We start from the raw sequence: 15,151 nt of genomic DNA, 5'->3' as shown, positions 1-15,151 counted from the left end.
ACCCATGTCACTTCATGCGGGTCGCCGGTACGCCGTGACTTCATGCGCGTGGCCGTCACTTCATGCGCGTGGCCCACTCCTGGACCTTCGCGATGCGCTGCCGCAGTTGCCCGCCGGTCGCCTCGGCGCTCGGCGGCCCGCCGCAGACCCGCCGCAACTCGGTGTGGATCACTCCGTGCGGCTTGCCGCTCTGATGGACGTACGCGCCGACGATCGTGTTGAGCTGCTTGCGCAGCTCCATCATCTCCTTGTGGGAGACGACGGGCCGCCGCTCGGCGGGCAGTTCGAGCAGATCGGCCTCACTGTCGGGCTTCTTCTTGCTGTGCGCGATCTGCCGGGCCTGGCGCTTCTGGAGGAGCAACTGCACCTGGTCGGGTTCGAGGAGCCCCGGGATACCGAGGTAGTCCTGCTCCTCCTCGCTGCCGGGACGGGCCTGCATACCGAACTCGGCACCGTCGTAGAGGACCCGGTCGAAGACGGCCTCGGACTCCAGCGCCTCGAAGGAGAACTGCTCCTGCTCGCCGGTGTCCTCGTCCTCCTGCTTGTTCGCCTCGTCCATCTCCTTCTCGGACTCGGCGTAGGGGTCCTCCTCCCCTTCCTTCTTCGGCTTGTCGAGTACGTGGTCGCGCTCGACCTCCATCTCGTTGGCGAAGCCGAGCAGGTCGGGGACGGTGGGCAGGAAGACGGACGCGGTCTCGCCGCGCCGCCTGGACCGCACGAAACGCCCCACGGCCTGCGCGAAGAACAGCGGGGTCGAGATGGTGGTGGCATACACGCCGACCGCAAGGCGGGGCACGTCGACACCCTCGGAGACCATCCGCACGGCGACCATCCACCGGTCCTCGCTCGCCGCGAAATCGTCGATCCGCTTCGAGGCGCCGGTGTCGTCGGAGAGCACGACGGTCGCCTTGCTACCGGTGATGTCCTTGATCAGCTTCGCGTACGCGCGCGCCGACTCCTGGTCGGTGGCGATGACGAGGGCGCCTGCGTCCGGGATGCCCTTCCTGACCTCGGTGAGCCGGGCGTCGGCGGCGCGCAGCACGCTCGGCATCCACTCGCCGCGCGGGTCGAGAGCAGTGCGCCAGGCCTGACTGACGGCGTCCTTGGTCATGGGTTCGCCGAGCCGCGCGGCGATCTCGTCACCGGCCTTGGTGCGCCAGCGCATGTTGCCGCTGTAGGAGAGGAAGATGACGGGCCGCACGACGCCGTCGCCGAGCGCGCTCCCATAGCCGTACGTGTAGTCGGCCGAGGACCGCCGGATGCCGTCCCTGCCCTCCTCGTACTGGACGAAGGGGATGGGGTTGGTGTCGGAGCGGAACGGCGTACCGGTCAGCGCGAGGCGGCGGGTGGCCGGCTCGAACGCCTCCAGACAGGCCTCGCCCCAGGACTTGCTGTCACCGGCATGGTGGATCTCATCAAGGATCACGAGGGTCTTGCGCTGCTCGCACCGGTTGCGGTGCAGCATGGGCCGCACGCCGACACCGGCGTACGTCACGGCGACGCCCTGGTACTCCTTGCTGAGCGGGCCCGCGCTGTACTCCGGGTCCAGCTTGATCCCTATCCGCGCGGCGGCCTCGGCCCACTGCTTCTTCAGGTGCTCGGTCGGCGCGACCACGGTCACCTGCTGCACGACGTGATGGTGCAGCAGCCATGACGCGAGGGTCAGCGCGAACGTCGTCTTCCCGGCCCCCGGGGTGGCGACGGCGAGGAAGTCACGCGGCTGCTCCTGGATGTACCTCTCCATGGCCCCCTGCTGCCAGGCGCGCAGCTTGTTGGCGGTGCCCCAGGGGGCGCGGCCGGGGAAGGCGGGCGAGAGGTGGTGGGACGAGGAGTTGGTGGCGGTGGTAGTCACGGTCTCCGATAACTCAAGGCTGGACGGCACGGCACGGCACGGCTACGTATGACAACCGGGCCACCCTACCGGTGACGGAGTTGACGGGGACGGTGGACAAGGCCGGGTGGACGGTGGGTGGGACGCGCATCACAGATCAACTGGCCTGCGCTCACGGGGAGTCGCGGGGGTGTCACCGGGGCGGGGGCGGGGGCGTCACGGGGGGCGACTCCCGGGGGGGGCACATGCGGCGGGGGTGGCGGGGGTGGCGATGGGTGCGGATGGGTGCGGATGGGGTCGGCTCGGCGGGGAGCGCGGCGGGGATCGGCCCGGCTCGGCTCGGCTCGGCGGGCAGCGTGGCGGGGCTGGGTCCGGCTCGGCGAGGAGGCGCGGCTGGGATCGGCCTCGGCAAGAAGCGCAGCCGCGCTCGGCCCGGCGTGAAGGCGCGGCTGAGCTCGGCCCGGCGAGAAGGCACGGCTGGGCTGGGTCCGGTGGCAGCGCGGCTGAGCTCGGCCCGACGAGAGGCACGGCTGAGCCCGGCCCGGCAAGAAGCGCGGGCGCGCTCGGCCCGGCGAGAAGGCACGGCTGAGCCCGGCCCGGCGAGAAGGCACGGCTGGGCTGGGTCCGGTGGCAGCGCGGCTGAGCCCGGCCCGGCAAGAAGCGCAGCTGCGCTCGGCCCGGCGAGAAACGCGGCCGCACCCGACCCACCGCACCGCCACCGAAGCGGCCCCCTCCCCCCTCTCTCTACCTCTCCCTACCTCTCCCGCAACCGCGTCCCCACCCACGCCCCCACGAGCGCCACGCCCGCCATCGGCAGGAACACGGCGACGAACGCGGCCGGGTGCGAGCCGCCCGCACCGTCCGCCACCCCGTGTCCGGCGGCGCCGACCGCTCCCCCGCCGAGCGCGGCGAACGCGGCGCCGCCGGCGGCGAGCAGCACCACGTTGGCGAGCCCGTCGGAGATCTGCAGGGCGGCGGAGTTCGTCCCGGCTTCCTTCGGCGCGGACAGTTGGAGCAGCAGCACGCTGGTGGAGGAGATGACGAGCCCCATCCCCAGGCACCCGAACCCCCACGCGATGGCCACGGTCCACACCGGCACGGCCGCGATCAGCACGCTCGGCGCGGCCGCGATGGCGGCGGCGACGAGCACCATGCCCCCGGCGACGAGCCGCTCCCGGTACGGCTCGAACCGGGACCGCGACTGCACCCAGGACCCCAGCGCCCAGGTCGCCCCACCCCCCGCCAGTGAGAACCCGGCGAGCGTCGGCGACAGCCCCCGCTGGGTGACCAGCATCAGCGGCACGAACGACTCCGCCGCGATGAACGACCCCGCCGCGACCCCGCGCAGCAGCACCACCGACGGCAGCCCGCGCACGGCCCGGTACGTGCCGCGGGGCAGCAGCCCGAGCACGGACGGCACGAGGAGTACGGCGCCGACGACGCCGGGGACCACAGCAAGCGGCCGCAGGTCCTGCGCGGCGTACTGGATGAGCCCGGCCCCCACCGAGATCCCGAACGCGAGCCGGATCCGGCGCCGGTCGAAGGCTGTGGGGACGGTTCCTTCGGGCGCGCCGCCGGCCCGCCGCCGTATCTGCGGCAGCGCCAGCCCGAGCGGCAACAACACAAGCACCGGAATCCCCAGGAACACCCACCTCCACCCCAGCTGCTCGGTCACAGCCCCGGCCGCCAACGGCCCCACGATCGACGGCACGACCCAGCTCGCCGCGAACGCCGCCATGATCGCGGGCCGCAACCGCGACGGGTAGGCCCGGCTGACGACGACGTACAGCGCGACGATGACGAGCCCGCCACCAAGCCCCTGCACGGCCCGCCCGGCCACGAACACCCACATGCTCCCCGCGGTCCCGGCGATCACAAGACCCGCGGCGAACGCACCGATCCCGACCGCCAGCGGCCCGAGCGGCCCCCGCCGATCGGCCCACTGCCCGGCGGCCACCATCCCGAAGAGGCTGGTGGTGAAGTACCCGGAAAAAGCGAAGGCGTACAACGACACCCCATCCAACTCCCGCGCGGCAACGGGCATGGCGGTCCCCACAGCCGTCGCCTCGAAGGCAATAAGCAGAACAACGGTGACGATGCCGACACTCAAAGCCCGATAGGTACGCCCGAGAACACCCTCGATCTCAACGAGCGCGGCAGGCCCTGCCCCGGCAACAACACCCAGCCCGGCTTCCATGCCATCTACGTCGTCCATACGGATCACCGTAAGGGCCGTAATGCCATCTGACCCCTGTCGGGAGGCGGGGACCGACTGGTCCCTTGGTCGTACGTCCATGAACGGCGTATGGCAGTCGCGTTGCGGCACCCCGGAAACCCTTGAGCCACCGACAGCAGGCCCCTACGGTCGTCACAACAAGCAAGAAACGAGCTTGGCCGTGTGCCCGAGTGGTTTAGGGATTCGCCTGCAAAGCGAAGCACACCGGTTCGATTCCGGTCACGGCCTCTCACGCAGCTCAACGGCGCTGAGCTGCGCGAATCTGAAGGGGCGTCCCGCTACGGCGGGGCGCCCCTTCGACGTCATCACCCGCCGGCGACCAGAATGACACCCCCGCCGACCACGATCACGGCGAAGACGACGAACGCGAACACAAAGAGCAGCAGCTTCCCGGCGGAAGGCGCGGGCTGATAAGCGCGGGGCGGCGAGGCGAACTCGCCCCGGTCGCCCGCATCCCCGGTTTCACGCCCTTCGGCGGCAGCTCCAGATGTACCCACGTGCGGTTCCTCTCGGGTTCTCTCGCATAACGGCAAATGCCTCATCACCGTACGTCTCACACCTAGCGGCGATCCGGCGGGGCCCCACCGATGATTCCGTCCACCGACGAAGGTCCGCCTATCGCGCGCGAGTTCCGCACCCAGCCACAATCGGTCCTGCCGTCGGGCTGGACACCACTGGGCCTCGTGCGCCATCTCGCCGACGCGGAACACCGCTGGTTCCAGGAGGTGGCCCTGGGCAAAACATCCACCCCGCCCGGTCCGCCGAACTCACCACTGCGGGCCCCGCAGAGGTGATGGCCTTCTACCGCGCGCAGTGCGAACTGTCCGACACCTTCCTGACGTCAACGCTTCTGGACGCACGCCCCTTGGGCCGGCACGGCGAGGACATCGAAGACGACATCACGGACCTGCGCTGGATCGTCCTGCACATGATCGAAGAGACAGCCCGCCACCTCGGCCACCTCGACGCGGCCCGAGAACTCCTGGACGGCCACACGGGCCTGGCCCCACGCTGACCCACCCGTACCGCCCAGGCCCCGTCAACGCCCCGTCCGGCCGCGACGCCCGCCACGCCCCCTCACCCCACTCGCCACGAAACCCGCGCTTCCGTCCGGAATCTGCCGTGGCAGCTGTCTGTGAGATCGCCACCTCACTCTGTGATCTTGATAAGTGAATTGCTAACTTAACCGGAGCTACCGCATCGGAAAGTCGCGAAAGCAACCGAACACACGGGGACACACGGGGGAAGGTACCGCCCATGGCATGGGACGAATGGGAGCAGCTCAAGACGGACGCCGCCGAGCGGCAGTCAACGCACATGAGGCTGAACCAGGTTGACGGTGGAGGGGGCGCCGCTCCGCCACTCCCCGGCAAGACGGGTGACCTCACGGTCAAGGATGCCGACCTGACCAAGATCGGCAGTCATGCAAAGACCCTCTACGACGACTTGTGGGACAAAGCCCGAGTCGCCGACTCCAGCAGCTGCAAAGCCGCCCCCAGCAGGGTTTCTCACTGGGTTCCGGCCTGCAGCACGTGGCGGACCGATGGGAAGTGCAGCTGAAGTCCCTCATGGACGCCTGCGCCCACATCTCGAACCACATGCAGGTCACGAAGAAGGTGCACGCCGGGGACGAGCACTACATCCAGCGGCAGATGAGCAGCATCGACACGCTCGACAAGGGCTTCGACGAACGCGTCGGTAAGCCCGGCGATCCGAATCCCGCGTACTACGGCAAGCCGGACGAGAAGAAGAAGGACAAATAGTGAACTTCGACGATCTCCTCGGCGCCGATTTCAAGCCGCTCGACGACGCCGTCGAAGACTGGCGCACTCTCGTCGACAACTTGGCGAAGCTCAAGAAGCAAGCCGAAGACGGACTGCACAAGGCTGCGAACAAGGCCGACTGGACCGGCATGAACTCCCAGGTGACCAAGGAGTTCATCGGCAAGACCGCCGGCGAGTTCAGCGACGCCCACACTCAGTCCAAGACCATCCACAGCATCCTCGACGACACCCGAGGCGAGCTGAAGGGCTACCAGAAACAGCTCACGGAGGCCGTGGGCCGTGGCCGCAAGAAGAACATCAAGGTCATCGGGTACGAAGGCGGCTTCACGGTCACCACGGATATCCCGCCGGAGGCCCGTGCCCACGCGGACAAGGACAACCAGGACGACATCAACGCGCTGCGCGACGACATCCAGAAGATCCTGGAAAAGGCAGCCGAAAGCGACAGCTCCGCGAGCAAGGTTCTCAAGGCGCTTGCCGACCAGACCGAGATCGGCTTCTCGGACGCGAGCTACAAGAACCGGGACGACGCGGCTGAGGCGATCAAGGAAGCCGAGGCCCTGGCCAAGCTCGCCAAGAAGGACCCCGAGGACCTCACGGTCAAGGACTTCGACCGCATCAACGCCGGGCTGAAGAAGTACAAGAACGACGACCTCTTCTCGGAACGGTTCGCCACCACGCTCGGCCCGAAGAAGACCATGGAGTTCTGGGCCGGAATCAACAACCCAGGCATGAACTGGGACATCGGCCACGATCGCCGCGACCAACTCGACGACCTGCAGCGCAACTTGGGTATGACGCTCGCCAACGCCTCCCAGAGCGACTCGACCGCGATGGACAACTGGCGTCGCAACGTCATCAACCTTGGCGACAAGCCCATTTACGGCGACAAGGGCGGCCCCATGGGCTTCCAGGTCATGAGCAACCTGATGCGAACCGGCGACTACGAAGACCAGTTCATGAAGGACTACGGCACCAAGCTCATGGCCACCGAACGCGACCTCACCGGCAAGGGCGAGCACGCCAACATGGCTTGGCAGCACCTGGGTTCGGACCAAATCCTCAACCGAATCGGCGAGGACAGCGGAAGCGACCCGCTCACGGGTTACCTCAAGGGCATTTCCAACAGCCCTGACGCAGCCACGAGCTTCTTTAATCAGGAGTTCATTTCGAAGGACGAATCCCCCTTCGAGCGAGACTCGGACGATGAAAACGACTATAAGGGGAAGGTAGCTCTGACCAATTTCCAGTACCTCTTCGAGGAACGAGAATGGCCAGAGGAGACCAACTTCCACGGCGATGAGGACAACACTGGGAGGAACAACCTGGCGCTGGCACTGGAGGCCGCAACTACAGGTCACCCAGCGGGGGAACTGCCGACGCTGGACACTGCTCCCCACACGGCCGCACAAGCCAAACTGTTCAGCGCCATCGTTTCCTCGGTCGGAGACACCCCGGAACGCCTCACCGACCACGGATACATGTCGGACAGTATCGGCCAAATCGCTTCCGAGTATCTACCTGACATCAATCGCGCAGAAAGCGGGGTTAACCCCGAGCTCGATCCGAAATCCTGGAAGGAAATCGAAAAGCTCTATCCCGCTAATGGATCCGCCGCCGATCTCGACCCTCGGGACACCAGCAAACTGTTGTTCGCTGTGGGACAGAACCCTGAAGGCTACGCAGCGGTCGAAGTCGCCCAAAAAGATTACCTGTCCCGACTGATGGATTATCACCTCAACCCAGATCTCCCAGAGAACCTTCGCTACTCTGACCATTACGAGATGACCGTCAGGCAGATCTCTCAAAGCTCCGGTGAAATTTCTGGAGTCCTCGGAATCGGCCGACAAGAAGAAGTGGAGGGGCCAGCCGCTACGAAGAACTCCGACTACGACAAATCGATTGCACAGTACAAAAACTTTATCTCTGGTACTGCCGGCACGGTTACGGGCGTGGGCACCTCGTTCATTGCGACTCCATGGGCCGGAGCTCTCGTAGGAGGTGCCGTCGGCACCGCGACCGGCGGCGTGCTCGAAAGTGTCTTCGCAGACGCTCAGGGCCATGTCGACAAAAACGACGATGCGGGGAATCGCTGGCAGACGGGTATGGAGGAAAACAACGCCAGGACAAGTCAGGCCGCTCGATTGGCCGCCGAAAGGTACGGAAAGATCGATGTCGAAGAAGCGGCTAAGTGGGCCAGCCAGTCAGCAAAACAAGGTTACGTTAACGCCCGCCCGATCCTGCAGGGTCAAGACCCAGGCGCCGTCACGAACCCTTGATGCCACAGTTTTTTGAATGGATCTGACGTATGCTCCCTAAGTACAAGTTCCATCCGGCGATTTTCGCCAAATTTGCCTTCATCGGGTACCTGGCGGTGACACTCACAGCTTGTTCCACGGATAGCTCTGATCGCGAGTACTCCACGCCTCAGTCATTGTGCGGTACGAAGATTGAAGCAAGTCGACTCAGAGACTTCCTTCCTTCCGGGCAAAAAATCACAGTCGAACGCAGGGCGGGGGATTCGGATACCGACCATTGCGACGTACACGTGGATTCGAAGCTTATTTTCGTGACCACACAGTCGTGGTGGGAAGACGGTTCTACGACCGCGAGGTTCGCATCTGGCCAAACACTTGACGATCCGGATCAATCCTCGAAAGAGGGGGACTACCTTTACTCCGACTACCAGGCGTTCGGCAAAGTCAAGGACTGTGAGAACTCCAGGCATAAAGACCAAGACCTGTTCACCGGCCTGCAGGCGTATGGTTCGAAACATCGCGACGCTGATGCCATGCGCCGAATGATCACGTCTTACACTCACGCAGTTCAAACATCGCATCAGTGTCAATAGAGCGGATACTTTTACGCTTCCAATCACTCCCTAACAAGGCGGCACCCGACAGTGCGCACCCTGAAACCGCCGAATTATGCGGCCAACCTGTGGCGCCGCAGCAGCTGACGTACGGACCACCGTCGTTTCACTGAAGCGGTCATGAAATCGATAAGAACGACTACCGTGGGCGCCACGTACGAGAAGTGAGCAAGGGCTGAGGATGCATCGGATCTCTGTGATCAATGTCGGTCGGCGCACGATCTGCGCTGCGGTCCTGGCCGTTGTCGCCTGTGGTTGCAGCGACTCATCGGCGAAGGACGAGGGCGACGGCGTGCAGGCGAGCAAAATGTGCGCAGGCGCACTCGACGCACCCGCCGCGACCGCTCTTGAGCGCATATCGGGCACCGACCGCTTCGAGGAACTCACTGGCACGAACGACTCGGGGGAACCCAACCGATTCTCAGTGTCACGGACGGTCAAACACCTTCATGACGAGTTGACCTCGCGCAGTTCGTGCTCGGTTTACAAGGCGGGTGACAACAGCGGAAAGCCGGTCCTGGACATCGATTTCTCCGCTTCCCAGAGCCACCCCGAGGGCACCGAATCGCCCAAATCTGTTAAGGCCACGGTTACTTACCCGCTAGGCGTCTACGCAGTCACCACCGCCAATGGAGCACAGCTGTTCTTCCGTTGCACGACTAAGGCGTCCTCCGCCGATGCCTATGTCGGTGACGCCAAGTACGTGATGGCGGAGATGTACTCGATGACGGGAGATGTCCGGGGTGGCGACGAAAGCAAGGACCGAATGACCGTACTCAATTCCGTGGCGAGGGCCGTCGCAAAGGAGGCCGGCTGCACAAGGGAAGCCGCCTTGCCCAACACCGTGCCCGCACCCGCCCGCTGAGCAGAGGAACAGCGAACCGCTGCCGCCATGGCAGTGCGCGTACATCGCCAGTTGCTGCACGCACCGCTGCGCCCCGAATGAGGGACGGCGGCCCGCGACCACCTCTGCACCCGCGCTCTCCCCCTCGTTCTTCCCGCCCGCATCCCTGCGTGCGTGGTCAGGCCCTCCCTGCCCCGCTGCCCGCCTCTCTAGTAGTCTCCCGGCACAGCCGTTACTGGGTCGGGGGAAGCAGTCGGTATGGGAACTCCACGAACGGGCCGGAGCACGGACGCGGGCCACGCCGAATTGGGCTCAGGACGCCTCGGCCCGTACATCCGACTCATTCAGCTCGACAACCAGCATTCCGCGGCCACCCTTCCCGAGGCCCGTCATATTGCCCGCACCGCGGATGGCACTCGCACCGTCCTGGTGAGCACTCCTCGTGCCGGCTCCGACGTCCAGCGGTTCATGGTCGAAGCCCACGCCGCCCGGCAACTGCCCGGCCCCTGGGGGTTTCCACCCACGGATCTCGCCGAGCACGGTGAAGACGGGTGGTGTGCACGGCCCTATCTGCCAGTGTTGCCGTTGCCCACAGCACTGGCTGTTCACGGCGGCCCGCTGCCCGAGCACACCGTCCGTGCCGTGGGAACAGCCCTTGCCGAGACTCTGCTTCTCGCCCACGCTGCGAATCTGACCTGGGCCGGGCTGTCCCCGACCGCAGTGCTCCTCGCAGTTGACGGCCCTCGTCTGACCGGCTTCGGCGCCGTACGGGCAGCAGCGCCTGACGGCGCAGGCCGTTCAGGCCTTCCAGGTCTGGATCCCGGCAGCCTGCCACCGGAGCAGGCCGCCGGCGGTCGTCCACGGCCCATGGGCGACATGTACGCGTTCGGGGCCACGATCGCGTATGCCGCCACCGGTACGACCACCCCTGAGCGGCATGAACTGCCCCGGGACATCGGCTCGGTCATCGCCCGATGTCTCGCCCATGATCCCGCCGAGCGGCCCCACCCGGCAGAGGTGCTCGAGACGCTGGCTCCGACGTCCACATCGCCGGTGGTCACGCACGCGGCTTCCAGGGCCACTGCGCTGCTAGGACCGGGCTGGCTCCCGCCGTCGGTCGTCGCAGCACTGGCGCATCAGTCGGCTGCCGTACTCAGAGCCGAAGTACCCCCGCAAGCGGCCCCGTTGCCTTCCGCCCCTTCCCGGAACTGACAGAACACCAGATGCTCTCCGCTCTCGCTTACGACGACCCAGTCTCCATCGGCCCCTATTGGCTAACCGCTCGCCTGGGCAGCGGTGGAATGGGCACGGTCTACCTCGGCCGCACGTCCGGGGGCCGCATGGTCGCACTGAAGACCATGCACGCTCGTATCGCAGCTGATCCTGACGCTCGCACCCGCTTCCGACTCGAAGTGGATGCCGCTCGTGTCATCGGCGGCCGGTACGGTGCGCCAGTCGTGGATGCGGACCCATTCGCCGAGACACCCTGGCTCGCCACGGAGTACGTACTGGGGCCGCCACTCGACGACGCGGTCCACCAAGGCGGCCCCTTCCCGGAGAGGTCCGTTCGGGTCCTGGGAGCGGCCTTGTGCGGGGCCCTGCGGCAGTTGCACCTCTCCGATGTCGTGCACCGCGATCTCAAACCGTCCAACATCATGGTCACGGCCTATGGCCCGAAGGTCATCGACTTCGGGATCGCCCGCGCCATGGGTGACTACCATCAGCTGACCCGGGCCGGGGCCGCGGTGGGGACCCCCGCGTTCATGTCTCCGGAACAGGCAACAGGACAGCACCATGGCGCTGCCGGAGATGTGTTCGCCCTAGCGGGTGTGCTGGTGTTCGCGGCCACAGGACGCGGGGCGTTCGGAGAGGGGCAGGCCGCGGATCTTCTGTACCGGGTGCGTTACGGACAGCCCGATCTCACGGACGTGCCCGTCGGCCTCGTTTCCGTCCTCGGCCGCTGTCTGGGGAAGGACCCGGGGGTCCGGCCCTCGACCGACGAGCTGGCACATGCCCTCCACGACGGCACAGGTGAATTCTCGGCGCATCTCCCGAATACGCTGCTCGCTGAGATCGGCCGCCGGGCAACCGAGGTCTGGCAGGTCGCGCCTCAACGATTGCCCACGCCCGCAGGCGTTCAGGAAATCGCTGCTCCTCCTGCCCGCCGGACCCGATCGCGGCGCCGGTTCCTGGCCGCCGGGGGCCTGACAGCTGGTGTCGCCACCACAGCGGGCACGGTCTGGTGGTGGCGCGCCACCCCCAGTTCGCGAACTTCCAAGCAGTCCGGGCGGTCCGGAGCGGCAGCGAACCAGCAGAACAGCACGGGGCTTTCCCCCCTGTGGAAGAGCACCGACAGCCATGGTCGTGACCTCGACCTCGCTCCCCTCGTGCCTCGTACGGTCAAGGGTCTGATTCTGCTGTGTGAGGGACTCACCTTCGCGGTGGACCCGCGCAGTGGCGAGGAGGTATGGCAGGCGTTCGGCGGCACGGACAGCTGGCAATGCTCCGTGGACGCCGGCAAGGCGTACCGACTCTTCGCGCCGGACGACGCCACCGGCGAAGAGTCGGACTCCGCCCCGGCACTCTCGGTACGCACAGTCGACGCGGACGATGCGTCAGGAGGATCGACCGTCGCCAAATTCGCCGACGTCAATGGCCGGCTCAGGGGGCACCAACTTCTCTGTGTCGCCGCAGGCGTTCTGTATGTGGCGGTCGGGCAGGGCCCCGACGCAGCGAGCGGTTCCGGAGAATTCCTGGAGCGTCAGAAGTGGACGCTGCGCGCCGTGGACGCCAGGTCCGGCAGAACTCTGTGGACCCAGCCGCTGCCGTCGCGTCCCGACAAGAGCAAGCGACTCCACTTCCTCGCTGCCAAAGTTGTCGGCGCTCGTCTCGTGACGTTCCAGGAGCCCGAGGAGCAGAGCGTCCGGATCGTCGTACGCGACACCCGTACAGGCGAGATCCACTGGCAGAAGCCGTACACGGTTGAGGACCCGGACACCCTTTGCGAAGGGGTGACGGCGGATGACGCCCATCTCTACGTGAGCACGGGCCAGTTGCGTGCTCTGCGGTTGAGTGACGGTGGGCAGGTGTGGACGTCTCAGCCGGCCAAGGGGCACGGACCCGTCTATGGGTTGCCTGCTCTCAAGGACGGCGTCCTGTATGCGGTCGCCCGGGCCGACGGAATGGTGGCGCTGGATCCACACAGCGGTCGGCGCAGATGGGTGGAGAAGGCATTCTCCGTCGGCGATCCGCATCTCACCTGCCGACCAGTCTGCGGCGACGACCACGTGTACTACCGGAACGGGGTGATGCTCAGAGCGGTGAAACTGTCCACCCGGGAGGCGGAGCAGACGTACGTCACGACGGGGTCCCAGTTCTTCGGCGACAAGCAGAACGGCGTACTCCTCGCTGTCGACTCCCGAACGGTCGCTGCGTTCCCCTTCAGCTGACGCGCCCGCCGCTTCCTCCGGTCCCCACGTAGAAAGACGACTTCATGAAGCCCCTAGGTACCGGCGATCCGATCCGACTCGGCCCCTACCGGATCCTGAGCCTTCTGGGCGAAGGCGGCATGGGCAAGGTCTACGTCGGTCAGGAGGACGCAGGCACTCTGGCGGCCGTCAAGGTGCTGCATCCCGACCTCGCACATGACAGTCACCTCGCCCGGCGTTTCCTGCGCGAGGCACTGGCCGCACAAGCCGTGACCAGTCCGGGGATCGCCGCCGTCGTCGGTGCGCACACCGAGGGGGGACGCCCGTGGATCGCGACGGAGTTCCTCGCCGGGCCGACCTTGGACCAGGCCGTCGAGGAGCACGGTCCGTTCGACGAGCCCGCGCTGCGCACCCTCGGGTCAACTCTGGCCCGCACTCTCGCGGACATCCATGCCGCAGGATTTATCCATCGTGATCTGAAACCACAGAACATCGTGCTGACCTCCGGCGGTCCGCGCATCATCGACTTCGGCATCGCCAGGCCAGAACACGGCCTCACGCTCACCGCTACAGGGCAAGTCCCGGTCACTCCTGGCTACGGTGCGCCGGAACAGGTCCTCGGGTTGCGTGTCACCCCGGCCGCCGACGTCTTCTCGCTGGGCGCGGTCCTGGTCTACGCCGCCAGGGGTCAACGGGCTTTCAGTGGCGGGCATGTGGCCGCCGTGCAGTACGAAGTAGTGCACGGCACACCCCGACTTGACTCCGTACCGCCGCAATTCCGGGCTCTGCTGATGCCGTGCCTTGCCAAGGACCCCGCCTGGCGCCCGTCTCCGGCGCAGATCATCCAAGCGTTCGGAACGCCTCAAAGGGCCCGCCGGGTATGGAAATCCGGGGCCGTGGCGCAGGACATCAAAGAACGTGAGCGCATCGCACACCGGTTGACGACGCAGATCACGGCAGTCGCCGCGCCCGGAGTCACACGGAGACGACTCATCACAGGCGTCGCCGTCGGCGGTTCCCTCCTCGTGGCGGGTGGCGGCACGGCCTGGTGGCTGACCGCGCGCCAAGCGGACGAGCGGGAACAGCAGGCAGACCCCTTCTACGCCCCACCAGCGGTCGACACGCCGCAGGCACGGCTCGCCACCGGTGCGGGCGACAGCCCCGCCGCTCTGTGGAAGGTGAGCAATGTGGCGGACGCCAGCGGATCAGGGCTCCTGCCCGTGCGCGATGTCGTGGTCTTCGCGGCTCTGTCGGGAGGGATCGTCGCCCTGGACGTGACCAACGGCAAGCGGCGGTGGGGCGCTCGCAGCGCGGAGGCCAAGGCCGGATTCCTCTCTCTGTCCGACCAGTTGATCGCCACTGGGGACTCGAGCGGTGCGCTGCACACGTTTGTCGCCTCCACCGGCCGGTCCAAGTGGACCTGCGCGGCCGCACAAGCGGTGTCGCTGCTCGCGGCGGACGACGACGCCGTCTACGTGGTCACCAAGGACAAACGCATCCGTGCCATCGGCCGTTTCGACGCGAAGATCCGCTGGACGGTCCGGCCGCCTGCCGGGTACCGGAGCACCGTGCAACGCCCCGCCGCCCTGGGGAAAGACCTTCTGGTGCTGGCTCTGGAAGGTGGCGCGCTACTGACCCTTTCCACGGCCGACGGGCATCCGGTGTGGGGCTTTCCGCAGAAGACGCAGCTCGCCCAGTATCCGGTCGTCGACAACGGTGTGCTCTACGTTGGCGGCCCGACCCTGTCCGCCCGCCGGGTGGGCGACGGCAAGGAGTTGTGGACCATCGATCACGAGACGTACCACTTGGGGGCGAGGGCTTGGGGGCCGCCGTCGGTGTCCGGAGACTCGCTCTTTGTCCAATCTGGCGACCGGACGGTCTGCCTGCGCACGAAGGACGGCAAGGAGATCTGGTCCGCGGCGGGCGGGGGCAGCTACTACAGCCCGACGCTGCGACAGGGGGGCGGCGTCTGGGCGTATACGAGCCAGGTCAATTCGGCGGCGCGTCAAGGCACCGTACGAACAATGCGCGCGGACAACGGCGACGAGGCCTGGTCGTACAACCTCCCCAAGAGCGATTACTACGCGCTCGCGGCGGACAGCAACCGCGTCTTCGTGCTCAGCGACAGCCTCGTGACGGCCCTCCCTGTGTTCTGA

At 66.5% G+C, this 15,151-nt stretch carries 9 protein-coding genes, 1 tRNA gene and 1 pseudogene; 8 read left to right on the top strand and 3 right to left on the bottom strand.

Translation table 11 applies throughout. From position 1 onward, the window contains the following. Positions 1 to 55 precede the first annotated feature (55 nt). Positions 56 to 1,852, bottom strand: a complete 1,797-nt coding sequence (locus ACIREE_RS36335) for a DEAD/DEAH box helicase (protein ID WP_404162256.1) — start codon at positions 1,850 to 1,852, stop codon at positions 56 to 58. Between the two features lie 733 nt (positions 1,853 to 2,585). Further along, positions 2,586 to 4,028: an MFS transporter gene (locus ACIREE_RS36330; RefSeq protein ID WP_404162537.1), complete on the bottom strand. Its 1,443-nt coding sequence runs from the start codon at positions 4,026 to 4,028 to the stop codon at positions 2,586 to 2,588. Between the two features lie 195 nt (positions 4,029 to 4,223). Here ACIREE_RS36330 and ACIREE_RS36325 point away from each other — a divergent pair. Then, positions 4,224 to 4,295: transfer RNA gene (locus ACIREE_RS36325), tRNA-Cys, on the top strand. A 77-nt stretch (positions 4,296 to 4,372) separates the two neighbouring features. Here the strand turns inward: ACIREE_RS36325 and ACIREE_RS36320 are convergent. Further along, complete coding sequence (locus ACIREE_RS36320; RefSeq protein ID WP_404162253.1) at positions 4,373 to 4,564, bottom strand: hypothetical protein; 192 nt, start codon at positions 4,562 to 4,564, stop codon at positions 4,373 to 4,375. A gap of 90 nt (positions 4,565 to 4,654) precedes the next feature. Here ACIREE_RS36320 and ACIREE_RS36315 point away from each other — a divergent pair, with 90 nt between their 5' ends. The 7 genes and pseudogenes from ACIREE_RS36315 to ACIREE_RS36285 all read left to right on the top strand — a co-directional run bounded on the left by ACIREE_RS36315 (position 4,655) and on the right by ACIREE_RS36285 (position 15,151). Continuing rightward, on the top strand, positions 4,655 to 4,861 hold the full coding sequence (locus ACIREE_RS36315; RefSeq protein ID WP_404162250.1) for a DUF664 domain-containing protein: 207 nt from the start codon (positions 4,655 to 4,657) through the stop codon (positions 4,859 to 4,861). After that, positions 4,780 to 5,082 (top strand): DUF664 domain-containing protein, encoded by a 303-nt coding sequence (locus ACIREE_RS36310; RefSeq protein WP_404162535.1) that lies wholly within the window; start codon positions 4,780 to 4,782, stop codon positions 5,080 to 5,082. The genes ACIREE_RS36315 and ACIREE_RS36310 overlap by 82 nt, the downstream gene beginning before the upstream one ends. 242 nt (positions 5,083 to 5,324) lie before the next feature. After that, positions 5,325 to 5,830 (top strand): annotated as a pseudogene (locus ACIREE_RS36305) (hypothetical protein). Then, entirely contained in the window at positions 5,830 to 8,130 is a 2,301-nt protein-coding gene (locus ACIREE_RS36300; protein ID WP_404162247.1) for a hypothetical protein, read from the top strand. Before ACIREE_RS36305 ends, ACIREE_RS36300 begins: the two are co-directional and overlap by 1 nt. 789 nt (positions 8,131 to 8,919) lie before the next feature. Continuing rightward, positions 8,920 to 9,588 carry a hypothetical protein gene (locus ACIREE_RS36295; RefSeq protein WP_404162244.1) on the top strand — a complete coding sequence of 223 codons (669 nt, stop codon included), beginning with the start codon at positions 8,920 to 8,922 and terminating at the stop codon, positions 9,586 to 9,588. 1,202 nt (positions 9,589 to 10,790) lie between these two features. Then, positions 10,791 to 13,016: a protein kinase gene (locus tag ACIREE_RS36290; protein WP_404162241.1), complete on the top strand. Its 2,226-nt coding sequence runs from the start codon at positions 10,791 to 10,793 to the stop codon at positions 13,014 to 13,016. A gap of 44 nt (positions 13,017 to 13,060) precedes the next feature. Beyond that, on the top strand, positions 13,061 to 15,151 hold the full coding sequence (locus tag ACIREE_RS36285) for a PQQ-binding-like beta-propeller repeat protein (RefSeq protein ID WP_404162238.1): 2,091 nt from the start codon (positions 13,061 to 13,063) through the stop codon (positions 15,149 to 15,151).

Origin of the sequence: Streptomyces sp. NPDC102467 (genome assembly GCF_044765445.1) — a bacterium.
Lineage (GTDB): Bacteria > Actinomycetota > Actinomycetes > Streptomycetales > Streptomycetaceae > Streptomyces.
Note: the sequence above shows the minus strand (reverse complement) of the source record. Positions and strands in the feature narration are given on the sequence as shown.

What these genes read in the sequence shown, in the direction of transcription:
- ACIREE_RS36330 (WP_404162537.1), bottom strand. Translation starts at nt 4,028, where the DNA reads ATGGAAGCCGGGCTGGGTGTTGTTGCCGGGGCAGGGCCTGCCGCGCTC.
- ACIREE_RS36315 (WP_404162250.1), top strand. Translation starts at nt 4,655, where the DNA reads ATGATTCCGTCCACCGACGAAGGTCCGCCTATCGCGCGCGAGTTCCGC.
- ACIREE_RS36290 (WP_404162241.1), top strand. Translation starts at nt 10,791, where the DNA reads ATGCTCTCCGCTCTCGCTTACGACGACCCAGTCTCCATCGGCCCCTAT.
- ACIREE_RS36285 (WP_404162238.1), top strand. Translation starts at nt 13,061, where the DNA reads ATGAAGCCCCTAGGTACCGGCGATCCGATCCGACTCGGCCCCTACCGG.